Origin of the sequence: Diaphorobacter limosus, from assembly GCF_033100095.1 — a bacterium.
Classification (GTDB): Bacteria; Pseudomonadota; Gammaproteobacteria; order Burkholderiales; family Burkholderiaceae_C; genus Alicycliphilus; species Alicycliphilus limosus.
In genome coordinates this window covers 3,681,738-3,705,498 of the sequence record NZ_CP136921.1, presented here as the reverse complement: position 1 = coordinate 3,705,498, position 23,761 = coordinate 3,681,738, and the positions used below count along the sequence as shown (strand labels likewise).

At 67.7% G+C, this 23,761-nt stretch carries 20 protein-coding genes; 14 read left to right on the top strand and 6 right to left on the bottom strand.

All coding sequences use genetic code 11. The annotated features are described in order from the left end of the window. Positions 1-4 precede the first annotated feature (4 nt). Positions 5-529 carry a gamma carbonic anhydrase family protein gene (locus P4826_RS17785; RefSeq protein WP_317701678.1) on the bottom strand — a complete coding sequence of 175 codons (525 nt, stop codon included), beginning with the start codon at positions 527-529 and terminating at the stop codon, positions 5-7. 40 nt (positions 530-569) lie between these two features. On the opposite strand from P4826_RS17785, the gene P4826_RS17780 reads away from it, so the two are divergent. From P4826_RS17780 to P4826_RS17770, 3 genes are all read left to right on the top strand, one after another. Continuing rightward, positions 570-1,376, top strand: a complete 807-nt coding sequence (locus P4826_RS17780; protein ID WP_317701677.1) for a ferritin-like domain-containing protein — start codon at positions 570-572, stop codon at positions 1,374-1,376. Between the two features lie 67 nt (positions 1,377-1,443). Beyond that, on the top strand, positions 1,444-2,718 hold the full coding sequence (locus P4826_RS17775; RefSeq protein WP_317701676.1) for an EAL and HDOD domain-containing protein: 1,275 nt from the start codon (positions 1,444-1,446) through the stop codon (positions 2,716-2,718). A 38-nt stretch (positions 2,719-2,756) separates the two neighbouring features. Beyond that, entirely contained in the window at positions 2,757-4,031 is a 1,275-nt protein-coding gene (locus tag P4826_RS17770) for an EAL and HDOD domain-containing protein (RefSeq protein ID WP_425605186.1), read from the top strand. 11 nt (positions 4,032-4,042) lie between these two features. Here P4826_RS17770 and xerD read toward each other — a convergent pair whose 3' ends face one another. Beyond that, entirely contained in the window at positions 4,043-4,942 is a 900-nt protein-coding gene (gene xerD / locus P4826_RS17765; RefSeq protein ID WP_317701675.1) for a site-specific tyrosine recombinase XerD, read from the bottom strand. A gap of 47 nt (positions 4,943-4,989) precedes the next feature. Continuing rightward, positions 4,990-5,952 carry a tripartite tricarboxylate transporter substrate binding protein BugE gene (locus P4826_RS17760; RefSeq protein WP_317701674.1) on the bottom strand — a complete coding sequence of 321 codons (963 nt, stop codon included), beginning with the start codon at positions 5,950-5,952 and terminating at the stop codon, positions 4,990-4,992. 111 nt (positions 5,953-6,063) lie between these two features. Here P4826_RS17760 and P4826_RS17755 point away from each other — a divergent pair, with 111 nt between their 5' ends. Continuing rightward, complete coding sequence (locus P4826_RS17755) at positions 6,064-6,981, top strand: AEC family transporter (RefSeq protein ID WP_317701673.1); 918 nt, start codon at positions 6,064-6,066, stop codon at positions 6,979-6,981. Between the two features lie 41 nt (positions 6,982-7,022). On the opposite strand, the gene queG is transcribed toward P4826_RS17755, so the two are convergent. Next, on the bottom strand, positions 7,023-8,099 hold the full coding sequence (queG, locus tag P4826_RS17750; RefSeq protein WP_317703792.1) for a tRNA epoxyqueuosine(34) reductase QueG: 1,077 nt from the start codon (positions 8,097-8,099) through the stop codon (positions 7,023-7,025). Here queG and tsaE point away from each other — a divergent pair. The 7 genes from tsaE (at position 8,082) to guaD (ending at position 17,830) form a co-directional block, all read left to right on the top strand. Continuing rightward, complete coding sequence (gene tsaE, locus P4826_RS17745; protein ID WP_425605185.1) at positions 8,082-8,591, top strand: tRNA (adenosine(37)-N6)-threonylcarbamoyltransferase complex ATPase subunit type 1 TsaE; 510 nt, start codon at positions 8,082-8,084, stop codon at positions 8,589-8,591. The genes queG and tsaE overlap by 18 nt on opposite strands. Further along, positions 8,588-9,952, top strand: coding sequence for an N-acetylmuramoyl-L-alanine amidase (locus P4826_RS17740; protein ID WP_317701671.1), 1,365 nt, complete (start codon positions 8,588-8,590; stop codon positions 9,950-9,952). Before tsaE ends, P4826_RS17740 begins: the two co-directional genes overlap by 4 nt. 181 nt (positions 9,953-10,133) lie before the next feature. Further along, positions 10,134-11,714, top strand: a complete 1,581-nt coding sequence (gene xdhA, locus P4826_RS17735; protein ID WP_317701670.1) for a xanthine dehydrogenase small subunit — start codon at positions 10,134-10,136, stop codon at positions 11,712-11,714. An 11-nt stretch (positions 11,715-11,725) separates the two neighbouring features. Then, complete coding sequence (xdhB, locus tag P4826_RS17730) at positions 11,726-14,155, top strand: xanthine dehydrogenase molybdopterin binding subunit (RefSeq protein ID WP_317701669.1); 2,430 nt, start codon at positions 11,726-11,728, stop codon at positions 14,153-14,155. Between the two features lie 11 nt (positions 14,156-14,166). Next, positions 14,167-15,132, top strand: coding sequence for a LysR family transcriptional regulator (locus P4826_RS17725; RefSeq protein WP_317701668.1), 966 nt, complete (start codon positions 14,167-14,169; stop codon positions 15,130-15,132). A gap of 81 nt (positions 15,133-15,213) precedes the next feature. Next, entirely contained in the window at positions 15,214-16,545 is a 1,332-nt protein-coding gene (locus tag P4826_RS17720) for an NCS2 family permease (protein WP_317703791.1), read from the top strand. Between the two features lie 4 nt (positions 16,546-16,549). Next, positions 16,550-17,830: a guanine deaminase gene (gene guaD, locus P4826_RS17715; protein WP_317701667.1), complete on the top strand. Its 1,281-nt coding sequence runs from the start codon at positions 16,550-16,552 to the stop codon at positions 17,828-17,830. Here the strand turns inward: guaD and P4826_RS17710 are convergent. After that, positions 17,827-18,471 carry a DedA family protein gene (locus P4826_RS17710; RefSeq protein WP_317701666.1) on the bottom strand — a complete coding sequence of 215 codons (645 nt, stop codon included), beginning with the start codon at positions 18,469-18,471 and terminating at the stop codon, positions 17,827-17,829. The genes guaD and P4826_RS17710 overlap by 4 nt on opposite strands. 293 nt (positions 18,472-18,764) lie before the next feature. Here P4826_RS17710 and P4826_RS17705 point away from each other — a divergent pair, with 293 nt between their 5' ends. After that, on the top strand, positions 18,765-19,031 hold the full coding sequence (locus P4826_RS17705; RefSeq protein WP_317701665.1) for a glycine zipper 2TM domain-containing protein: 267 nt from the start codon (positions 18,765-18,767) through the stop codon (positions 19,029-19,031). Positions 19,032-19,077: 46 nt separating this feature from the next. After that, positions 19,078-20,985, top strand: a complete 1,908-nt coding sequence (gene mutL / locus P4826_RS17700; protein ID WP_317701664.1) for a DNA mismatch repair endonuclease MutL — start codon at positions 19,078-19,080, stop codon at positions 20,983-20,985. Between the two features lie 31 nt (positions 20,986-21,016). Here the strand turns inward: mutL and P4826_RS17695 are convergent, their stop codons facing one another. After that, entirely contained in the window at positions 21,017-22,189 is a 1,173-nt protein-coding gene (locus P4826_RS17695) for a glycerophosphodiester phosphodiesterase (RefSeq protein WP_317701663.1), read from the bottom strand. 228 nt (positions 22,190-22,417) lie between these two features. Between P4826_RS17695 and gdhA the strand changes: the two genes are divergently transcribed. After that, entirely contained in the window at positions 22,418-23,761 is a 1,344-nt protein-coding gene (gdhA, locus tag P4826_RS17690) for an NADP-specific glutamate dehydrogenase (RefSeq protein WP_317701662.1), read from the top strand.

Genomic DNA, 23,761 nt, shown 5'->3' with positions numbered 1-23,761 from the left:
CGCATCAATCCAGTTGGCGCAGGCCCGCTTTGAAGCGGCGCGCGTTTTCCATATAGTGCCGCGCACTGGTGCGCAGCCCCTCGATCTGCTCGGGCGAGAGCTGGCGCACGACGCGCGCCGGACTGCCCAGGATCATGGAGCCGTCGGGAAACTCCTTTCCCTCGGTCACCAGCGAGCCCGCGCCCACCAGACAGTTCCTGCCGATGCGCGCGCCGTTGAGCACCACGGCGCCAATGCCGATCAGCGACTCGTCGCCAATCGTGCAGCCATGCAGCATGACCTGGTGGCCCACCGTCACATTGCTGCCTATCACCAGCGGCACGCCGATGTCGGCATGCAGCACGCTGGCGTCCTGCACGTTGCTGCCGGCGCCTATGGTGATGCGGTCGGCGTCGCCGCGTACCACAGTGCCGAACCAGACGCTGGCGCCCTCGCCCAGCACCACATCGCCTATCACCTGCGCGCTGTCGGCCACCCAGGCCGATGCCGCCACCTGCGGCGCGACGCCGTCGAGTTCATAGATCGCCATGGCTGCCTGCCTCCGTGGTTCAAAACCTACAATTGTAGGGATGGAGCTTCGTCAACACGCCCTGCAGGTCTTATGCCTCACAGATCCTGAACAAAAATCGGCCGCAGCGCTTGATATGCAAGCGCAAGCAGCTACATTTTTAATAGCTACAGATGCCGTCATCAAGGCGCCCGAGGCGCAGGCCCTGCCCGGCCGGCCGGAGCGCCCCGAGCTGCGCCACCACACCGCCGTGGCGCGCCGCTCACCCGCCACGGCCGAGGGCCGCGCGGTGCTGATCCATGCCATCGCGCACATCGAGTTCAACGCCATCAACCTGGCGCTGGACGCCATCTGGCGCTTTCCCGGCATGCCCGAGCAGTTCTACCTGGACTGGCTGCGCGTGGCGGCCGAGGAGGCGAAGCACTTTCGCCTGCTGCGTGACCACCTGCGCCAGCATCTGGGCCACGACTATGGCGACTTCTCCGCGCACCAGGGCCTGTGGAGCATGTGCGAGAAGACGGCGCACGACATCACCGCGCGCATGGCCCTGGTGCCGCGCACACTGGAGGCGCGCGGCCTGGACGCCACGCCGCTGATCCAGCACAAGCTGCGCAGCGTGGGCACCAGCGACGCGCTGGCGGCCGTGGCCATACTGGACATCATCCTTGCCGAGGAAGTGGGCCATGTGGCCATAGGCAACCATTGGTATGGCTGGTTGTGCGCGCGCCAGGGGCTGGACCCGGTGGCGCATTACGCCGAGCTGGTTGCGCGCCACGAGGCGCCGCGCCCCAAGCCCCCCTTGAACTCGGCCGCACGCCGCGCCGCCGGCTTCACCGAGGCCGAGCTGCTCTGGCTGCAGCAAGGCTGAGCAACAACTTACTTCAGCCGAAATGGGCCAATTACCTACAATGAGGGATGCTCTAGCCCTTCCTGCCATGTCCAACACCGCCACCGCCCCAACCTCCTCCAGCCCCGCCACCCCAGCGCCGGGTGGCGGCGTGGGCGCCATGATTGCGCGCCAGGCGATCGTGGACGGCCAGCAGAGCGTCGTCGGTTACGAACTGTTCAACCGCTCACGCTCTCAGGTCGAGCACACGGCCGCCAGCGATGTGCTGCTGGTGTTCACGGCGCTGTCGCATGCCGGCACCGAGGAGCTGATCGGCAAGATGCTGCTCTTCGTCAACTGCACGCATGAGAGCCTGAGCGGCGGCCACCTGGAGTTGGTGAACCCGGACAAGGTGGTCCTGGAGATCCCCCCGCTGGGCCACGCCGCGATGGAGGAGGTGCAGGCCCGGCTGCCGATTCTGGCGGCGCTGCGCGAACGGGGCTTTCACCTCGCGTTCAACCACCAGGTGCTGGAGTCCGCCTACGCCCCCTGGCTGCCGCTGGCCGACTTCATCAAGCTCGACATCAGCCTGCTGCCCCCCGAGCAGCTGGCGGTGCTGGTGAAGTACGCCGGCCGGCAGTCGCAGGCCCGGCTGATCGCCGAGAAGGTGGAAACCGCGCAGCAGTTCGACATGGTGTCGGCGCTGGGCGTGCAGCTGTTCCAGGGCTATCTGTTTGCGCGCCCCACGGTGGTGCAGACCAGGCTCCTCAGCCCCGGGCAGGCCAGCATCGTGCAGTTGCTGAACCTGCTGCGCGGCCAGGCGAGCACCGATGCCATCGAGGAAGTCCTGAAGAAGGACGCCGGCCTGGCCTTCAACCTGATGCGCCTGATCAACTCCGCCAGCCTGGGGCTGACGCGCGAGATCACCTCCATCCGCCAGGCGGTGCTGCTGCTGGGCCTGAAGAAGCTGTTCCGCTGGGCGGCGCTGCTGCTGACGGCCGCACGCAGCGCCGGCTCGCCGCCGGCAACGGGCCAGACGGCCGTGGTGCGCGGCCGCCTCATGGAGCTGCTGGCGAACGAATTCATGTCGCCCGAGGAGGCCGACCAGGCCTTCGTGATCGGCGTCTTCTCCATGCTGGATCAGATGCTGGGCATGCCGCAGGCCAGCGCCGTCGGCCTGCTGAACCTGCCCGATGAACTATCGACGGCGCTGCTCGAGCGCAGCAATGTGCACGGCCGGCTGCTCAACCTGGTCGAAGCCTGCGAAAGCGGCGACGACGACAGCTTCGACCAGGCCGCGCAGGCGCTGCCACTGACCAGCCAGCAGATCAACTGGGCCCACCTGCAGGCCCTGGCCTGGGCCGATGCCATCACCCAGGCCTGACCATCTCATAGCCCTTTCAAAGAATTCAATCACCACCCATGTCCAGCCCCACCAATCCCATGACCGCAGCCGAGCCCGGCGCTGAAGACGCCGACAACCAGGTCGTCATCGCCCGCCAGGCCATCCTGGATGAAAACCGCGCCGTCTTCGGCTATGAGCTCTTTGACCGCAGCACGGCTGCCCACAGCCATACCGCGGCCAGCGATGCGGCGCTGCTGTTCAACGCCCTGTGCTATGCCGGATCCGAGGCGCTGGGCAGCAAGAAGATCGTCTTCATCAACTGCACGCACGAGAGCCTGGCCGGCGGCCACCTGGAGCTGGTCCACCCCGAGAAGGTGGTGCTGGAGGTGCCGACACTGGCCGCCAACGCCACGCCGGAGCAGATAGAACAGCTGCTGCCCACGCTGCAGGCGCTGCGCACGCGCGGCTTTCGCCTGGCCTTCAGCCAGGACGTGCTGCGCCGCGCCTATGGCAGCTGGCTGCCGCTGGCGAACTTCATCAAGCTGAACATGCTGGCCATCAAGCCCGAACTGATCGAACCGCTGGTGAAATATGTGCGCGCCAACGCCCAGGCCACGCTGATCGCCGAAAAGGTCGAGACGGCCGAGCAGCACGAGCGCATGGCCGCCCTGGGCGTGAAGCTGTTCCAGGGCTACTGGTTTGCGCGCCCGGCCATGGTCAAGGCGCAGACCATCAGGCCCTCGCAGGCCACCATCATCCAGCTCATCAACCTGGTGCGCCAGCAGGCGAGTACGGACGAAATCGAGGATCTGCTGAAGAAAGACCCCACGCTGTCGTTCAACCTGCTGCGCTTCATCAACTCCTCGGGCTTTGGGCTGTCGTGCGAGATCACCTCGTTCCGCCACGCGGTGATGATCCTGGGGCTGAAGAAGCTGTTTCGCTGGGCGGCGCTGCTGCTCACCACCTCGCGCAAGGATGGCACGGCACCGGCCGTAGGCCAGACCGCGGTGGTGCGCGGCCGCCTCATGGAGCTGCTGGCGGCCGAGCTGCTGCCCAAGGAAGAATGCGACAACGCCTTCGTGGTCGGCGTGTTCTCCATGCTCGACAGCATGCTGAACATGCCCATGGAGCGCGCGCTCGAAAGCGTGGCCCTGCCCGACTCGGTGCAACAGGCCCTGCTGCACAACCAGGGCGTGTTCGCGCCCTTTTTGGAACTCACCAAGGCCTGCGAAAGCGGCGACGACGCGGCCTTTGCCCGCTGCGCCGAGGCGCTGCACCTGTCCAACCGCCAGGTCAACTGGGCCCACCTGCAGGCCCTGGCCTGGGCCGAAAGCCTGGCTACAGAGGCCTGAAGCCGCAGCTGCTACCCCCGTGGATGGTGCTGCGCATGCAGCTGCTTGAGCCGCTCGCGCGCCACATGGGTGTAGATGGTGGTGGTGGAGATATCGGCATGGCCCAGCAGCAGCTGCACCACGCGCAGGTCGGCGCCGTGGTTCAACAGATGGGTGGCGAAGGCGTGGCGCAGCGTGTGCGGCGACAGCGGCGCGGTGATGCCGGCCAGCTGCGCACATTTCTTCACGATGATCCAGAACATCACGCGCGACATGGCGCTGCCGCGTTGGGTGACGAACAGATCGTCCGTCTGCTGCCCGCCCAGGATGACGCCGCGCGCCTCAAGCAGGTAGCGTTCCAGCCAGCGCCGCGCCTCGTCGCCAAACGGCACCAGCCGCTCCTTGCCGCCCTTGCCCATGATGCGCAGCACGCCCTCGGCCAGGCCCAGGTGAAAGGTCTTGAGCGTGACCAGCTCGGAGACACGCAGGCCGCTGGCATACATCAGCTCCAGCATGGCGCGGTCGCGCAGGCCCAGCGGCGTGGACGGGTCGGGCGCATGCAGCAGCGCCTCCACCTGCGCCTGGGTCAGCGTCCCGGGCACGCGCAGCGGCTGGCGCGCAGCCAGCAGGCGCACCGTGGGGTCTTGCGTGATGCGCCGCTCGCGCAGCGCCCAGTGAAAGTAGCGCCGCAGCACCGTCAGGCGCCGGTTGGCGGTGGTGGCGCGCGTCTGTGCGTGGCGCGCGGCAAAGTAGCCCTGCAGGTGGTGCTCGGCCGTGGCGTCCAGCACCAGCGGCGGCTGTTGCTGCGCCAGCCACTGGGCATACAGCGTCAGGTCGCGCCGGTAGGCAGCCAGGGTGTTGCGCGCCAGGCCGTCCTCCAGCCACAGGGCATCTAGAAACAAGTCAATGGCGGTCTGACTATCCGGCAGCATGATGAAAAACGCCCGTGGGCGGCGGGCGGTGTGTTGAAGCCCGTGGCCTATTCCAGCGTCAGCTTCTGCTTTTGCACCACTTCCTTGTACACGGCATTCTCGGCCTTGATCTGCTCGGCAAACTGCTCGGGCGTGTTGGCGACGATGAAGGAACCCGTGTCCTCGATGCGCTTCTTCACCACCGGATCCTCCAGCACCTTCTTCACGCCGGCATTGATCTTGTCCACCACCTCCTTGGGCATGCCCTTGGGGCCGACGATGCCGTAGAACGCCAGGCGGTTCACCGGCTCCAGGCCCACCTCCTTGAAGGTGGGCACGTTGGGCAGCACGGCCAGGCGCTGGGGCGCGGCGACGACGATGGGCACCAGGCGGCCATCCTTGATGAAGGGCAGCGAGGACGGCAGGTTGTCCAGGTTCATGCTGACCTGGTTGGCCACCACGTCGTTCAGGGCCGGGCCCGCACCCCGGTAGGGGATATGCGTCATGAAGGTGCCCGACAGGTTCTTGTACAGCTCCATCAGCAGATGCTGAATGGTGCCGGTGCCCGACGAGGCGTAGGAATACCTGCCCGGGTTCTTCTTCAGCTCGGCAACAAAGCTCTGGTAATCCTTGGCCGGAAACTTCGGGTTCACGGCAATCACGTTGGGCGTGGCCGCCACGTTGATGACGGGCGTGAAGTCCGTCAGCGCGTTGTACGGCACCTTGGGGTTGATCGCCGGGGCGGTGGCCGTGGTGGACACCGTGGCGATGCCCAGGTTGTAGCCATCGGGCGCGGCGCGCGCGGTCTCCTGCGCACCGATGATGCCGCCGCCGCCGCCGCGGTTGTCCACCACCACCGGCTGGCCCAGGACCTTGCCCAGCGGGTCGGCGATGGCGCGGGCAATGATGTCGGTGGTACCACCGGGCGCGAACGGCACCAGCAGCTTGATGGGCTTGGCGGGATAGGCCTGGGCAAAGGCGGTGCCCGCGGTTGCGAGCAGAACCAGGGCCAGGTAGTTACGACGTTGCATGCAAACGCTCCTTGTCCAATACGTCCAATGAAAGAAACAAATTGTAGGCCGCGATGCTACCGACGCTCCTGGCCGCGAGCGCCCTGGTAATTACCCCGGTTGCACCGCGCTATGCTGCGCGCCGTGAACTACGCGCAGCTGCTCATCCCCGACTTCTCGCTGATCCTGTGCGGCTATCTGGTCTGCCGCTACACACCGCTGAACCGCACAGTCTGGCAGCCCGTGGAAAGCCTGGTGTACTACCTGCTGTTTCCGGTGCTGCTGTTCCAGTCCATCGTCAAAAGCCCCATCGACGTGGGCGAGGCCACGGGCCTGGTCGTCGCCGGCGTGGGCACCCTGCTGTGTGGCGTGGCCCTGGCCTACAGCCTGCCGCACCTGCCCTGGCTGGGCCGGCGCATCGACCGGCGCGACCACGCGGCTGCGGCCCAGGTGGCGTTTCGCTTCAACTCCTACCTGGTGCTGGCCCTGGCCGAGCGCCTGGCCGGCGCCCAGGGTCTGCTGATGGTGGCGGTGCTGATTGGCGTGTGCGTGCCGCTGGTGAACGTGGCGGCGGTGTGGCCCATGGCGCGCGGTGGCCAGCGCGGCTTCTGGGGCGAGCTGCTGCGCAACCCCTTGATCATCGCCACGGCCACCGGCCTGGTGGCGAATGCGCTGGGCCTGCGCATCCCCGGCTGGCTGGAGCCTGCGGTGGGCCGCATCGGCGCCGCGTCGCTGGCCCTGGGGCTGATGGCCGCCGGCGCCGGCATGCAGTTCGGCCTGCTCCGGCGCGGCAAGCTGCTCAGCGCGTCGGTGCTTTCCATCCGCCATGTGGCGCTGCCGCTGATCGCCTGGGCATGGGTGCTGCTGCTGGGGCTGGATGCCACACAGGCCCAGGCGCTGATGGTGTTTTGCGCCGTGTCCACGGCCTCCAGCTGCTACGTGCTCACGGCACGCATGGGCTACAACGGCGCCTACGTGGCGGGGCTGGTCACGCTGTCCACCGCCCTGGGCGTGCTGAGCCTGCCGTTCGGACTCGGGCTATTGCGCTGATACTATTATTTTTATAGCTATTTGCGCTTTACCAGCAGGCGCTACGGCCGTTTTTCTTCTAAAAGAGCCCAGGCCACATGCTCGCGCACCAGCGCGCTGGCGTCGTCGGCCCGGGTGAGCAAGGCGGCGCGCAGCCGCTCGTCGCCCGTGGCGCGCAGCGCGTTGCCCAGCGCCACGGCGATGTTGCGCAGCCAGCGCTCGTGGCCTATGCGGCGTATCGGCCCGCCCTCGGTCTGGCGCAAAAAGGTGGCCTCGTCCCAGGCGAACAGCTGCACCAGCTGCTGGCCGACCAGGGGCGCGCGCGCGTCGAAGTCGGGCAGGCTGCTGGTGTGGGCGAACTTATTCCAGGGGCAGATCAGCTGGCAGTCGTCGCAGCCGTAGATGCGGTTGCCCATCAGCGGGCGCAGCTCCAGGGGTATAGCCCCGGCATGCTCTATGGTCAGGTAGGAGATGCAGCGGCGCGCGTCCACGCGGTGCGGGGCGACGATGGCCTGCGTGGGGCACACGTCCATGCAGGCCTGGCAGCTGCCGCAGTGGGCGGTGACGGGCTGCGTGGGCGCAAGCGCCATGTCCAGGTAGATCTCGCCCAGGAAGAACATCGAGCCCGCCTCGCGGCTCAGCACCAGCGTGTGCTTGCCGCGCCAGCCCTGGCCGCTGCGGCGCGCCAGCTCGGCCTCCAGCACCGGGGCGGAATCGGTGAACACGCGGTGGCCGAACGGGCCCACGGCGCCTGCGATGCGCTCGCTGAGCTTTTGCAGGCGCGCGCGCAGCACCTTGTGGTAGTCGCGCCCCCGGGCGTAGACGGAGACGATGGCCTCCCGCGGGCGCGTCAGGCGATCAAACTCCACGGCCTGCCAGCCCGGCGGCGTGGCGCGCGGCAAATAGTCCATGCGCGCCGTGATCACGCTCACCGTGCCCGGCACCAGCTCGGCCGGGCGCGCGCGCCTGAGGCCGTGCGCGGCCATGTAATGCATCTCGCCGTGGAAACCTTCGGCCAGCCATTGCATCAATCCAGGCTCGGCGGCGGACAAGTCCACGCCGGCCACGCCGATTTGGGAAAATCCGAGCTCGCGCGCCCAGCCCCGAATTTGAGGAACGAGTTGACTGCTGCTGACCATCATCGCCCGATTGTAGAAATGCCGCCCCCGCTGTCGCTGCACTGGCAGGGCGAGGACGACGCCGCCCGCTTTGCCGCGCGCCTGGCGGCGCAGCCCGGCATCGCCAACGCCTTCATCGCCCTGCATGGCGATCTGGGCGCGGGCAAGACCACGCTGGTGCGCCACCTGCTGCGCGCGCTCGGCGTGGCCGGGCGCATCAAGAGCCCGACCTATGCCGTGGTCGAGCCGCACCAGGCGCCGGGCCTGGCCATCTGGCATTTCGACTTCTACCGCTTCAACGATCCACGCGAGTGGGAGGATGCCGGTTTTCGCGACCTTTTCGCCAGCCCGGGCCTGAAGCTTGCAGAGTGGCCCAACAACGCATCAGGGCTTATCCCAGTTGCGGATATTGCTATTTACATTGAAGCGGAGGATGATCACGCCCGGCATGTCACGCTGCAGGCCCACACGCCCCAAGGCAGCGCCGTACTGCAAGGACTGAATACCCCATGAGCGACGAGCGCCTCCCCCGACCGCACCACAGCCGCCGCCGCCTGCTGCAGGCCGGCAGCCTGGTGCTGCTGCTGGGCGCGCAGCAGATCGCGCGCGGCGCCAGCATCGTGGCAGTGCGCGTGTGGCCCGCGGCCGACTATTCGCGCGTGACCATAGAGTCCGACCGCGCCCTCGTCGCCAAGCAGTTTTTCGTGTCCACGCCGCCGCGCCTGGCGGTGGATATCGAAGGCCTGGATCTCGATCCGTCGCTGCGCGAGCTGGTGGCCAAGGTGCAGCCCGACGACCCCAACATCGCCGGCATACGCGTGGGCCAAAACACCCCCGGCGTGGTGCGCCTGGTGGTGGACCTGAAACAGGCCGCCAGGCCGCAGGTGTTCACGCTCGCGCCGGTGGCCGCCTACCAGCACCGGCTGGTGTTCGACCTCTACCCCGCCGAGGCCCCCGACCCGCTGGAGGCACTGATTGCCGAGCGCCTGCGCGACGCCAACAGCGCCACGGCAGCACCATTGCCGGCCTCCGCCCCGGATCCGCTGGGTGATCTGATTGCCCAGCAAAGCCAGAGGCCCGAGGCGCCCGCCCCTGCCGCGCCACCACCCAAGGCCCGCGCGCCGGCCGTCCGCACTCCTGCGCGCAGCACCGACCGGCTGATCATCGTCGCGCTCGACCCCGGCCATGGCGGCGAAGACCCGGGAGCCATAGGCCCCGGCGGCACACGCGAGAAAGACGTGGTGCTGAAGGTCGCGCGCCAGCTGCGTGACCGCATCAACGCCACCCAGGTGGGCGGCAACCCGATGCGCGCCTTTCTCACGCGCGACGGCGATTTTTTCGTACCCCTGGGCACGCGCGTAGAGAAGGCCCGGCGCGTGCAGGCCGACCTGTTTGTCTCCATCCATGCCGACGCCTTCACCACTCCGTCCGCGCGCGGCGCCAGCGTATTCGCCCTGAGCCAGGGCGGGGCATCGAGCTCGGCCGCGCGCTGGCTGGCCAGCAAGGAGAACGAGGCCGACCTGATAGGCGGCGTGAACGTGGGCAGCCAGGACCGCCATGTGCAGCGCGCCCTGCTGGACATGAGCACCACGGCGCAGATCAACGACAGCCTGAAGCTCGGCAGCGTGCTGCTGGGCGAGATTGGCGGCATGGCCCGGCTGCACAAGCCGCGCGTCGAGCAGGCCGGTTTTGCGGTGCTGAAGGCACCCGACATTCCCAGCGTGCTGGTCGAGACCGCCTTCATCAGCAACCCCGAGGAAGAAGCCAAGCTGCGCTCGGCCGCCTACCAGGAGCAGCTGGCCGACGCGCTGATGCGCGGCATCGTGCGCTACTTCGCCAAGAACCCGCCGCTGGCACGCAGCCGCACCGTGTAGCGGCGCCAGGCCCGCCGCCATGCGGCGCGCAAGGCGCTGCGCGCCCACCAGGGTTAACCCAGGCGTTATAAAGCCCATCGCATATCGAGTATCAGGGGGCCTGAATGCGCAAGTGCCCCGCGTGGGTGCACCATTGGCGCAACGACGGCATTGCCCTGCCCGCTTGCCCTTTGGACTGCCCATGACATACGCCACACCCTCAGACCACAGCCGCGCCATCCGCTTCTATCACCGGGGTGAGATCGTCAGCGTCAGCGGCGTACAGAGCACGCGCTCGGTACTCGACTGGCTGCGCGAGGATGCACGCCACACCGGCACCAAGGAAGGCTGCAACGAGGGCGACTGCGGCGCCTGCACCGTGGTCGTGGGCGAGCTGGACGCCGCCGGCCAGCTGCAGCTGGCCAGCGTCAACGCCTGCATCCAGTTTCTGCCCACGCTCGACGGCAAGGCGCTGTTCACCGTGGAAGACCTGAGCCAGCTGGCACCGGCCGGCGCCAGCTGCTGCGGCGGCGCTTGCGGCAGCGGCACCCAGCCCCAGCTGCACCCGGTGCAGCAGGCGCTGGTGGACTGCCACGGCTCGCAATGCGGTTTTTGCACGCCGGGCATCGCCATGACGCTGTGGAACAGCTACGAGTCGCACCAAAGCGCCGGCACGCGGCCCACGCGCCAGCAGCTGGCCGACGCGCTGTCGGGCAATCTGTGCCGCTGTACCGGCTACCGCCCCATCCTGGACGCGGGCGAGCGCATGTTCGACCTGCCCGATGCGCGCCTTGACCGCGCCGCCGTGACGGCCGCCCTGCAAGAGCTGGCCAAGGCGCCGGCGCTTGCCTACAGCGCGCCCAACCCGGCCGCTAGCCCGGCGCGCAGCGACCGCTTCCACGCCCCGCGCACGCTGGACGACCTGGCCGCGCTGCGCCTGGCGCTGCCCCAGGCGCGGCTGCTGGCCGGCTCGACCGACATCGGCCTGTGGGTCAACAAACAGTTTCGCGATGTCGGCGACCTGATCTATGTGGGCCAGGTGGCCGAGCTGCGCACCGTCGAGGAACGCGGCGACCAACTGTGGATAGGCGCCGGCGCCTCGCTCGAAGATGCCTGGCGCGCCCTAGCCGCGCGCGCGCCAACGCTGACTGACTGCTGGCTGCGCTTCGCCTCCACGCCGATCCGCCACGCCGGCACCATGGGCGGCAACGTCGCCAACGGCTCGCCGATTGGCGACGCACCACCGATTCTGATGGCGCTGGACGCGGCCGTGGAGCTGCGCCGCGGCGCCGCCGTGCGCCGCCTGGCGCTGACCGATTTCTACCTGGACTACATGAAAAACGCGCTGCAAGAGGGCGAGTTCGTGCAGGCCATCACCGTGCCGCTGGCGGCCTTTGCGCGCCAGATTCGCGGCTACAAGATCAGCAAACGTTTTGACTGCGACATCTCGGCGCTGTGCGCCGGCATGGCCATGGAGCTGGACGGCGACACCGTGGCCAGCGTGCGCCTGGCCTACGGCGGCATGGCCGCCACGGTGCGCCGCGCCGCCCAGGCCGAAGCCGCGCTGCTTGGCCAGCGCTGGGACGAGGCCGCGGTGCGCGCCGCCCAGGCCGCGCTGGCGCGCGACTTCGCTCCCCTGAGCGACATGCGCGCCAGCAGCGCCTACCGCCTGCAGGTGGCGCAAAACCTGATCCAGCGCCTGTGGCTGGAGACGCGCGCCACCAACCCGCTGGGCAGCGACGCCACCAGCGTGTTCAGCGTCATGCCACACGCCGCAGCGTAAGGAGAAACGCCATGAACCAGCCCATCTCCAGCCAGCTGCTGGCCCGCCCGGTGGCCTTTGCCCCCTATCAAGACAACCACGGCCTGCGCCTGGACTCCGCCGCCGAGGCCCGCGCCCACGCCGCCGGCGCCCGCGTGGGCATCAGCCAGGCGCATGAATCGGCGCAGCTGCACGTCACCGGCAGCGCCACCTATACCGACGACATTCCCGAGCTGGCCGGCACCCTGCACTGCGCGCTGGGTCTGGCGCCGGTGGCCGCCGGGCGCCTGCTGTCCATCGACCTGGCGCTGCTCGCAGCCCAGCCCGGCGTGGTGCGGGTGTTCACCGCGGCCGACATTCCCGGCAGCAACGACTGGGGCTCGATCGTGCACGACGACCCCATCCTGTGCGACGGCGACATCCGCTACCTGGGCCAGCCGGTGTTTGCCGTGGTGGCCGAGTCGCGCGAGCAGGCGCGCCGCGCCGCCGCCCTGGCCAAAAAGCTGATTCAGGCCGAGGCCGCCACGCCGGTGCTGACGCCGCAGGACGCCCACGCCAAGAGCCAGTACGTGGTGCCGCCCATGCATCTGGTGCGCAGCAGCAGCGGCCTGGATGAGGCCGGCATACAAGCGCGCATCCAGGCCGCGCCGCACCGCCTGCAGGGCCAACTGGACGTGGGCGGGCAAGAGCAGTTCTATCTGGAAGGCCAGATCAGTTACGCCATTCCCAAAGAGGCCGGCGGCATGCATGTGCACTGCTCGACCCAGCACCCCAGCGAGATGCAGCACCTGGTGGCGCACGCACTGGGCGTGGCGGCGCACGCCGTGCTGGTCGAATGCCGGCGCATGGGCGGCGGCTTTGGCGGCAAGGAGTCGCAGTCGGCGCTGTTCGCCTGCATGGCCAGCGTGGCCGCGCAGCAGCTGCAGCGCCCGGTCAAGCTGCGCCTGGACCGCGACGACGATTTCATGATCACCGGCCGGCGCCACTGCTTCTGGTACGAGTACGACGTGGGCTATGACGACGCCGGGCGCATCCTGGGCGCGGCCGTCACCATGGTGTCGCGCGCCGGGCATTCGGCCGACCTGTCGGCGCCGGTGATGACGCGCGCGCTGTGCCACTTCGACAATGCCTACTGGCTGCCCGAGGTCGCCATGCACGGCTTTTGCGGCAAGACCAACACGCAGAGCAATACCGCGTTTCGCGGCTTTGGCGGGCCCCAGGGCGCGATTGCCATCGAGTACATCCTCGACAGCATCGCACGCCAGCTGCAGCAAGACCCGCTGGCCGTGCGCCGCGCCAACTTTTACGGCACCGCCACGCACAACATCACCCCCTATCTGCAGCCGGTGCGCGACAACGTCATCCACGAACTGGTCGACCAGCTGGAAGAGCGCAGCAGCTACCAGGCACGCCGCGCCGCCATTGCCGCATTCAACGCCACCAGCCCGGTGCTCAAGCGCGGCCTGGCGCTGACGCCGGTGAAGTTCGGCATCAGCTTCAACGTCAAGCATTTCAACCAGGCCGGCGCGCTGGTCCATGTGTATACCGATGGCTCCATCCTGGTCAACCACGGCGGCACCGAGATGGGCCAGGGCCTGAACACCAAGGTGGCGCAGGTCGTGGCGCACGAGCTGGGCGTGGACTTTGCCCGCGTGCGCGCCACCGCCACCGACACCAGCAAGGTGGCCAACACCTCGGCCACGGCGGCGTCCACCGGCACCGATTTGAACGGCAAGGCGGCTCAGGACGCGGCGCGCCAGATCCGCGAGCGCCTGGCCGCCTGCGCCGCCGCCCGCCACGGCGGCGCGGCCGAGGACGTGCGCTTTGCCAACGGCCAGGTCACGGTGGCCGGCAAGACGATCAGTTTTGAAACCCTGGTCGGCGAGGCCTACCTGGACCGCGTGCAGCTGTGGTCCGACGGCTTCTACGCCACGCCCGGCCTCTCCTGGGACCGCGAAAAAATGCAGGGCAACCCGTTCTACTACTTCGCCTACGGCGCCGCCGTCAGCGAGGTGGTGGTGGACACACTGACCGGCGAATGGAAGCTCTTGCGCGCCGACGTGCTGCACGACGTGGGGCGCTCGCTCAACCCGGCCGTGGACATAGGCCAGGTCGAGGGCGCCTTCATCCAGGGCATGGGCTGGCTGACCACGGAAGAGCTGGTCTGGCATCCGCAAACCGGCCTCTTGATGACGCACGCGCCCAGCACCTACAAGATTCCCACGGCCAACGACTGCCCGCCGGAGTTTCATGTGCAGCTGTTCGAGGGCGCCAATGCGATGGACTCGATCCACCGCAGCAAGGCCGTGGGTGAGCCGCCGCTGTTGCTGCCGTTCTCGGTGTTCTTTGCCATCCGCGACGCGGTGGCCGCTGCCGGCGGGCACCAGGCTCTGCCACCGCTGCAGGCTCCAGCCACCAGCGAGGCGATCCTGCGCGCCATTGGCGCCGTGCAGGCCGGCTGAAATCCCACGCCATGCCGCCCTCAACACCCCCCACCGCGCCCGCCGGTGCCGGCGATCAGCACCTGTTCGACCGCATAGACCTGCACCTGATACGCGTGCTGCACACCGTGCTGACCGAGCGCAGCGTCTCGCGCGCGGCGCTGCGTCTGGGCATGCACCAGCCGGCGGTATCCACGGCGCTCAAGCGCCTGCGCGAGCTCTCGGGCGATCCGCTGCTGGTCAGGAACGGCGCCCACATGGTGCCCACCGAGGCCGGCCAGCGCATGCTGGAGCCCGCCGCCAACGTGCTGCGCACGGCCGAAACCCTGTTCACCGAGGCGCGCAGCTTTGACCCCCGCACCAGCTGCCAGACCTTTCATATTGCCGCCAGCGACTACCTGGATCCACTGTTCCTGCCGCGCCTGGTGGCCGACATCAAGCGCCAGGCACCGCTGGCCAGGGTGGAGATCCATGCGCTGACGCGCGAGGCCGACTACCGTGCCCAGCTGGCCCTGGGCGAGATCGACCTGGTCATAGGCAACTGGCTGCAGCCCCCGGACGAGCTGCACCTGGCACGGCTGTTCGAGGACGAGGTGGTGTCCCTGGTCAGCCGCCACCACCCGGCCGTGCGCCGTGGCTGGGACGAGGCCGCCTGGCTGGCCGCCGAGCACATTGCCCCCATGCCCACGCACCCGGGCGCGCGCGGCATCATCGACCAGATGCTCGACGGCCTGGGGCTCAAGCGCCATATCGCCGTGCGCAGCGCCTACTTCAGCCTGATACCGGACATGGTCGCCGGCACCCAGCTGGTGCTGACCACGGGGCGCCGCTATTGCGAGCGCGTGGCCAGCCGCCTGCCCCTGGTGATCCTGCCCTGCCCCGTGGCCCTGGCGCCACTGCAGTACTACCAGCTGTGGCATGCGCGCAGCCAGCATTCCAGCGCCGCACGCTGGCTGCGCGAGCGCACGCGCGACGCCATTGCCGGCCTGCAGCTGTAGCCCACAACGCCGCTCTCACCGCTTTCCTGAGCACAACACCACAAGGAGACATACGCCATGAATGCCAAGGACCTGACAGGCATGCCGACCACGCCACCACAAGCCGCGGCCACGGGCTTGTTGGAGCGGCTGTTCAAGCTGCGCGAGCATGGCACCACGCCGCGCACCGAGGTGATCGCCGGCATCACCACCTTTCTGACGATGGCCTACATCATCTTCGTCAACCCCTCCATCCTGGGCGATGCCGGCATGCCCAAGGACGCGGTGTTCGTCGCTACCTGCCTGATAGCGGCCTTGGGCTCGGCCATCATGGGGCTGTACGCCAACTACCCCATCGCCATGGCGCCGGGCATGGGGCTGAACGCCTACTTTGCCTACGCCGTGGTGCTGCACATGGGCTTTACCTGGCAGGCGGCGCTGGGGGCGGTGTTCATCTCCGGCTGTTTGTTCCTGGTCGTGACGCTGTTCGGCATACGCAGGCACATCATCGACGGCATACCGCAGTCGCTGCGCAGCGCCATCACCGTGGGCATCGGTCTGTTCCTGGCACTGATCGCGCTCAAGAGCGCCGGTATCGTCGTCGGCGACAAGGCCACGCTGGTGACGCTGGGCGACCTGCACTCGGCCCCTGTGATCCTGGCGGTGCTGGGTTTTCTGGCCATCGTGGCGCTGGACAAGGCGCGCGTGCCGGGCGCCATCCTGATCGGCATCGTCGGCGTCACCGTGGCCTCGTTCTTCTTTGGCGGCAACCAGTTCCGTGGCATCTTTTCGGCGCCGCCATCGATCGCCCCCACCTTCCTGCAACTGGACATCCACACCGCCGTCACCAAGGGCCTGCTCAACGTGGTGCTGGTGTTCTTCCTGGTCGAGCTGTTCGATGCCACCGGCACGCTGATGGGCGTGGCCAAGCGCGCCGGCCTGCTGGTGCCGGGCAAGATGGAGCGCCTGAACAAGTCGCTGCTGGCCGACAGCGGCGCCATCTTCGCCGGCTCGCTGCTGGGCACATCCAGCACCACGGCCTATGTGGAGAGCGCTGCCGGCGTGCAGGCCGGCGGGCGCACCGGCATGACGGCGCTCACCGTGGCCGCGCTGTTCCTGGCCTGTTTGTTCATCGCCCCGCTGGCCGGCGTGGTGCCGGCCTACGCCACGGCGCCGGCGCTGTTCTTCGTCGCCTGCCTGATGCTGCGCGAGCTCACCGAGCTGAACTGGGACGACTCCACCGAGGTCGTGCCCGCCGCCGTCACCGCGCTGCTGATGCCCTTCACCTACTCCATCGCCAACGGCCTGGCCTTCGGCTTCATCACCTACGCCGCGGCCAAGCTGTTCACTGGGCGCGTGCGCGAGGTGCACTTCATGGTGTGGATCATCGCCGCCGTGTTCCTGTTCAAGTTCTTCTACATCGGCGGACATTGACACCATGAGCCCCCACGCCTTTCGCGCGCAGTTGCTGCGCTTTGACGCCGACGGCCAGCCGCTGTATGACGACGACGGCCTGCTGGTCACTGCCACCGACGCCCAGGGCGTGCGGCGCGTGCTCGATGCCGGCCCCTTTGGCGCGCTGCGCGAGCGCCATGCCCAGGTTCCGCTCACGCACTGGCCCGGGCGCCTCATCGCCCCCGGCTTCATCGACATGCATGTGCACTACCCGCAGCTGGATGTCATCGGCGCGCCCGCCGACGGCCTGCTGCCCTGGCTGGAGCACTACACCTTCCCGGCCGAGTCGCGCTTTGCCGACCCGGAGCATGCGGCCGAGGTGGCTGGCTTTTTCTTTGACGAACTGCAGCGCAATGGCGTGACCACGGCGCTGACATTTGCCACCTCGCACCCGGCCTCGGTGGACGCTTTCTTCGGCCAGGCACAGCGGCGCGGCCTGCGCATGATCGGCGGCAAGGTGCTGCAGGACAGGCACAGCCCCGACGGCGTACGCGATGCCACCGAGCAAAGCCTGATCGACACCGAGGCGCTGATTCAGCGCTGGCATGGCCAGGGCCGCCTGGGCTACGCCATCACGCCACGCTTTGCGCCGTCGTGCTCCGACGCACAGATGCACGGTGCGGCCGAGCTGGCGCGCCGTCACCCCGACACCTGGATACAGTCGCATGTGGCCGAGAACCGGGACGAGGTGCGCTGGGTGCGCGAGCTCTACCCGCAGGCGCGCTCCTACCTGGACGTGTACGCCGGCTTCGGCCTGTTGCGCCGCCGCGCGGTGTACGCGCATTGCATTTATCTGGACGACGCTGACCGCCAGCTGATGCACGAAACGGGCACCGCCGCCGCCGTCAGCCCAACGAGCAACCTGTTCCTGGGCAGCGGCTTCTTCAACTTCATCGGCGCCGATCGACTGGGCATGCTGCACGGCCTGGCCAGCGACGTGGGCGGGGGCACCAGCTTCAGCCCGTTTCACACCATGCTGGCGGCCTACTACGTGGGCCGCGAAGGCCAGACCAAGCCGGGCTTGAGCCTGAAACCTTCGCAGCTATGGTGGCAGCACACCGGCGGCGCCGCGCGCGCGCTGGGGCTGGAGGGCGTGATAGGGACGCTGCGGGCCGGCACCGAGGCCGACTTCGTGGTACTCAACCCCCAGGCCACGCCGCTGCTGGCGCGCAAGACCGAGCGCGCGCAAAGCCTGGAGGAGCTACTGTTCGCCCTGATCGTGCTGGGCGACGACCGGCTGGTCGAGCGGGTAGTGATCGCTTAAGCCGGCTGTTGACGCCCCGCGCGCCAGGCACCAAAGATGGCGATCAGCCCCGGCACCAGGATCAGGCCCCAGATGATCTTCTCCAGATGCTGGCGCACCCAGGGCAGGTTGCCGAAGAAGTAACCGGCCGTGGCAATGCCCAGCACCCAGATCAGCGCCCCGGCCACGTTGTAGGCCGTGAACTTGGCCCGCCCCATGGCCGCCACCCCGGCCACGAAGGGCGCAAAGGTGCGGATGAACGGCATGAAGCGCGCCAGCACGATGGTGATGCCGCCATAGCGCTCGTAAAACGCATGGGCCTGGTCGAAGGCCTTCTTGTTGAACCAGCGCGAACCCTCCCACTGGAACACCTTGGGGCCAAGATAACGCCCGATGCTGTAATTGCATTGATCGCCCAGGATCGCCGCAACGACGAGCAGCGTGCAGGCCAGCGGAAAGTTGAGCAGCCCCGCGCCACTCAGGGCACCGACGATGAACAGCAGCGAATCGCCGGGCAGGAATGGCATGACCACCACGCCCGTCTCGACGAACACGATGAGAAACAGCAGCGCATACACCCAGGCGCCGTAACTGGCGACGAAGGCCTCCAGATGCTTGTCCACATGCAGGATGAAATCGATCAGAAACGCAATGATGTCCACGTAGCAAGCCCTTCGAATTGACGGCGCGTAATGTACCCGGGCGCGCCATGTCCGTACGGTGTGCGACACAAACATGGCAAGTGGACACAGTTGCTCGCAATCGGCAACCAGATAGCCATACACACTTCACACCCTGCCGCCACAGTGGCAGCACATCATTTGTTCCACCCATTCCGTTTCCAAATCATTCGTGTCTAGGCGCGAAGCCGCAGGCAGTGCTGTAGCACGACAAGGCGAAGCAACAACGACACGGGTGATTTAGAAATGGAATCATCCACCAAGGAATGCGTTTCATGATCTTCCGTCGTACCCACACCGTCCGCGCCCTGACCGTCGCCACCGCACTGGTGGGCGCCCTGGCGCTGGCCGGCTGCGCCCACCACCCCAGCAATGCCCAGATCGGCACCGGAGTGGGCGCCGTCGCCGGTGGCCTGGTCGGCAATGCGGTGTTTGGCTCCACCCTGGGCACCGTCGGCGGTGCCGCCGCAGGCGCGCTGATTGGCAACGAAGTCGGCAAGAACAACGACCGCGGCCGTGGCCGCCGCGGCCATCGCCACTGATCACCCTGGCACCCGGCGGGCCAGACCGGCCCCCTACAATCGCCGCGTGACCGCCCAGCCCTCCGACCCTGCCACCCCGTCCCCCCGCCGCCCGATACGCGACCTGCCCGATGAGCTGATCAGCCAGATTGCCGCAGGCGAGGTGGTGGAGCGCCCGGCCTCCGCCGTGCGCGAGCTGGTGGACAACGCGCTGGACGCCGGCGCGCGCCAGATCACGGTACGCCTGGCCGCGGGCGGCGTGCGCCTGATCGCCGTCGAGGACGATGGCTGCGGCATTCCGCGGGATGAGCTGCCGGTGGCCCTGCGCCGCCACGCCACCAGCAAGATCACCAATCTGCACGACCTGGAATCGGTCGCCACCATGGGCTTTCGTGGCGAGGCCCTGGCGGCCATTGCCTCGGTGTCCGAGATGGCGCTGCTGTCGCGCACCGCGCAGCAGGCCAGCGCCTTCGCACTCGACGCGCGCAGCGGCGAGCTACGCCCCGCGGCGCGCGGCACCGGCACCACGGTGGAGGTCAAGGAGCTGTTCTTCTCCACCCCCGCGCGGCGCAAATTCTTGAAGAGCGACACCACCGAGCTGGCCCACTGCGTGGAGGCCGTGCGCCGCCACGCGCTGGCGCGGCCGGACGTGGGCTTTGCCATCTGGCACGAGGGCCGGCTGGTCGAGCAGTGGCGCGCCAGCGCCGCCCCCGACGTGGACGCCGATGCCGCCCTGCGCCAGCGCCTGGGCGATGTACTGGGTGACGACTTTCTGCGCAACTCCGTGCCCGTGCAACTGCGCCTGGGTGCCGTCACCGTCACCGGCCGCGCCGGCCTGCCGGACGCCGCGCGCTCGCGCGCCGACCAGCAGTTCTGCTATGTCAACGGCCGCTTCGTGCGCGACAAGGTGCTCACGCACGCCGCGCGCACGGCCTACGAGGATCTGCTGCACGGCCAGAAGCAGCCGGTGTATGCGCTCTACGTGCAGATCGACCCGCAGCGGGTGGACGTGAATGTGCACCCAACAAAAATAGAAGTGCGCTTTCGCGACAGCCGCGAGGTGCACCAGGCCGTGCGCCACGCCGTGGAGAACGCCCTGGCCGCCCCGCGCGCCCAGGCATTGGCCGCTGCCAGTGCGACGCCCGCTGTGGCACCCCCAGGTGATTTTGAACAAAATAGGCCTGTAGCGCCCAACTGGCAAGCGCAAACAGCTATTAAATTTGATGAGCGCATGGGCCATAAGGTCTCCGACCTGCAGGCGCTATGGGGCACGCCGGCGGCGCAGCCTGCGCCCCCCGGGCCCACCATGGAGCCCGCCGGCGCAACCTCGCCTGCTGCCGCCATGCCCCTGCCAACTGCGGTCGAAACCCCTGCCGACGCAGCCAACACCTGGCCCCTGGGTCGCGCCCTGGCGCAGCTGCACGGCATCTACATCCTGGCCGAAAGCGCCCAGGGCCTGGTGCTGGTGGACATGCACGCAGCGCATGAGCGCATCGTCTACGAGCGCCTCAAGTCCCAGGTCGATCAGGGCGCGCGCATCGCCAGCCAGCCACTGCTCATCCCCGCTACCTTCGCCGCCACCCCCGAGGAGGTGGTCACGGCCGAGGCCCATGCCGACACGCTGGGCCTGCTGGGCCTGGAGGTGGTACCGTTTTCACCGCGCACCCTGGCCGTGCGCGCCGTGCCCACCCAGCTGGCCCAGGGCAACGCCGCGGAGCTGGCGCGCAGCGTGCTCGCCGAGCTGGGCCAGCATGACGCCAGCACCGTGATCCAGCGTGCACGCAATGAGATCCTGGCCACCATGGCCTGCCACGGCGCCGTGCGCGCCAACCGCCGCCTGACGCTGGACGAGATGAACGCCCTGCTGCGCCAGATGGAGGTCACCGAGCGTTCCGACCAGTGCAACCACGGCCGCCCCACCTGGCGCCAGCTGACCATGAAAGAGCTGGACGGGCTGTTTTTGCGCGGGCGCTGACGCAAGAGCCCGCGCAAGCGGGCCGCAGGCTTCAGTCGCGCGCCGCCTTGGCGTGGTCGGGGAAGTCGGCAAACACCCCATCCACGCCCAGCTGGTAGAACAGGCGGAACTCGGCCTTGGGGTCACCCTTGAAGTCCGATGCCAGGCGCCGCGCCTCGCTGCGGAAGGTGTAGGGGTGGACGAACAGCCCGGCGGCATGGGCGTTCTTGACCACATCGGTGGCCGGCAGCATGACCCGGTCGCGTTCGTCGATCTTGCCGTCACCGTTGAGGTCATCAGGCTTGCCGTCCTTGTTGGCGTCGACCAGCTTGGATGGGATCAGATAGGGCTTCCACGGGCCGATGCCGTCGGCGTAACTCTTGACGTCCTTGAGCCCGGCCGGCGTCAGCAGGCTGGCAAAGGTGCGGGCGTCGCCAGCCACGGCAAAGTCGTACGGCTTGTCATAGGGGGCTGTCAGGTCCATGCTGCCGTCGGCGTTGACGTCGTTGGCATCCACCAGCTGCACCAAGCGCACCTGGGTCTTGCTGCGCAGATACTTGAGGTTGGCCACCTCGAAGGACTGCACGATCACCGGCGCGCTCTTGCTGGTGTAACCGTACTTGCCCAGGATGGCGAGCAAGCGGTCTTCCAGCGCCAGACCCAGGCCCGCGTGGTAGCTCGGATGCTTGGTCTCGGGATAGACGCCGATGCTGCGATTCAGGCGTGCACCTTCGGTCTTGGCCAGCTCCAGCACCTCTTCGAAGGTCGGGATCAGATACTTGCCGTTGTGGCTCTGGTCGCGTTCGGCCAGGGGCTGCACGGCGCGCAGGGTCTTGAGCTCGGCCAGGGTGAAATCGGAAACAAACCAGCCCTCCTCGCTCACCCCATCGACCAGCTTCTTGCTCTTGCGTGCGGCAAATTCGCTGCGCTGGGCGACATCGGTGGTGGCGGTGATATTGGGTTCGTGGCGCGCCACCAACACCCCGTCCTTGGTGGCGACGAGATCAGGCTCAATGAAATCAGCGCCCAGCTCTATGGCCTTGCGGTAGCCCTCCAGGGTGTGGTCTGGCAGGTAGCCCGAGGCGCCCCGGTGACCAATCACCAGGGGCTTGTCACCCGTCAGGGTTGGATAATCACCCTTATCGTCACCACCGCCACAGGCCGCCAGCAACACCGCTGCCGCTGCCAGGGCCACGGCCCCCTTCGAAACATTGTGAATACGCATCGCTTGCACCTCTCTTGAAAAATCAGACTATGGGCCGCGATCGTGACAAAAAAAAGACGCTGCAGGCATGGCGAATCCCCACCCCACCCCGTGCCACGCTACCCAAGCACAGCATTGCGCGTGAGCGCCACACTAACTTTTGCACGGCTTATGCATGCACGCATGCTTTATTGGCATAATTCCATGCTGCAACGCCGCAATTTTTCTCTCCGATTCGAAGGTTTCCCAATGAAGCACGCATCCGTAGGCCAATTCCTGGAACAACTGGCCCAGCGCAACCCCGGTCAGCCCGAGTTCTTGCAAGCCGTGACCGAGGTCATGGAAAGCCTGTGGCCCTTCATCGAGAAGCACCCGCGCTACGCCGAACAGGCACTGCTGGAGCGCCTGGTGGAGCCCGAGCGGGTGATCATGTTCCGCGTCTCCTGGTTCGATGACCATGGCAACGTACATGTCAACCGCGGCTACCGCATCCAGCACAGCATGGCCGTGGGGCCGTTCAAGGGCGGGATTCGCTTTCACCCCTCGGTCACGCTGTCGGTGCTGAAGTTCCTGGCCTTCGAGCAAACTTTCAAGAACGCCCTGACCACCCTGCCCATGGGCGGCGGCAAGGGCGGCTCTGATTTCGACCCCAAGGGCAAGAGCCCGACCGAGATCATGCGCTTCTGCCAGGCCTTCGTGACCGAGCTGTTCCGCCATGTGGGCCCGGACACCGACGTGCCGGCGGGGGACATCGGCGTGGGCGGCCGTGAGGTCGGCTTCATGGCCGGCATGTACAAGAAGCTGGCCAACAACGCCGCCAGCGTGTTCACCGGCAAGGGCCTGTCGTTTGGCGGCTCGCTGATACGCCCCGAGGCGACGGGCTATGGCTGCGTGTACTTTGCCCAGGAAATGCTGGCCACGCGTGGACAAAGCCTGGAAGGCAAGACGGTGTCCGTCTCCGGCTCCGGCAACGTGGCCCAGTACTCGGTCGAGAAGGCCATGCAACTGGGCGCCAAGGTGGTCACGGTGTCCGACTCTTCGGGCACGATTTACGACCCTGAAGGCTTCACCGCCGAGAAGCTGGCCATCCTCATGGATGTGAAGAACCACCACTACGGCCGCGTGAATGACTACGCCAAGCGCACCGGCGTGGAATTCCTGCCCGGCAAGACGCCCTGGCATATCCCAGCTGACGTGGCCCTGCCCAGCGCCACGCAGAACGAACTCGACGAGCAGGACGCCCGCACGCTGATCAAAAACGGCGTGCTGTGCGTGGCGGAGGGCGCCAACATGCCTTCGACCAACGAGGCTGCCAAGGTGTTCGAAACGGCCGGTGTGCTCTACGCGCCCGGCAAGGCCAGCAATGCCGGCGGCGTGGCCACCTCGGGCCTGGAGATGAGCCAGAACGCGCAGCGTCTGTCCTGGACACGCGACGAAGTCGATGCCCGCCTGCTGCAGATCATGAAGAGCATCCATGGCGCCTGCCTGCAGCATGGCAAGCGTGCCGACGGCAGCGTCAGCTATATCGACGGCGCCAACATCGCCGGCTTCGTGAAGGTGGCCGACGCCATGCTGGCCCAGGGCGTGGTCTGA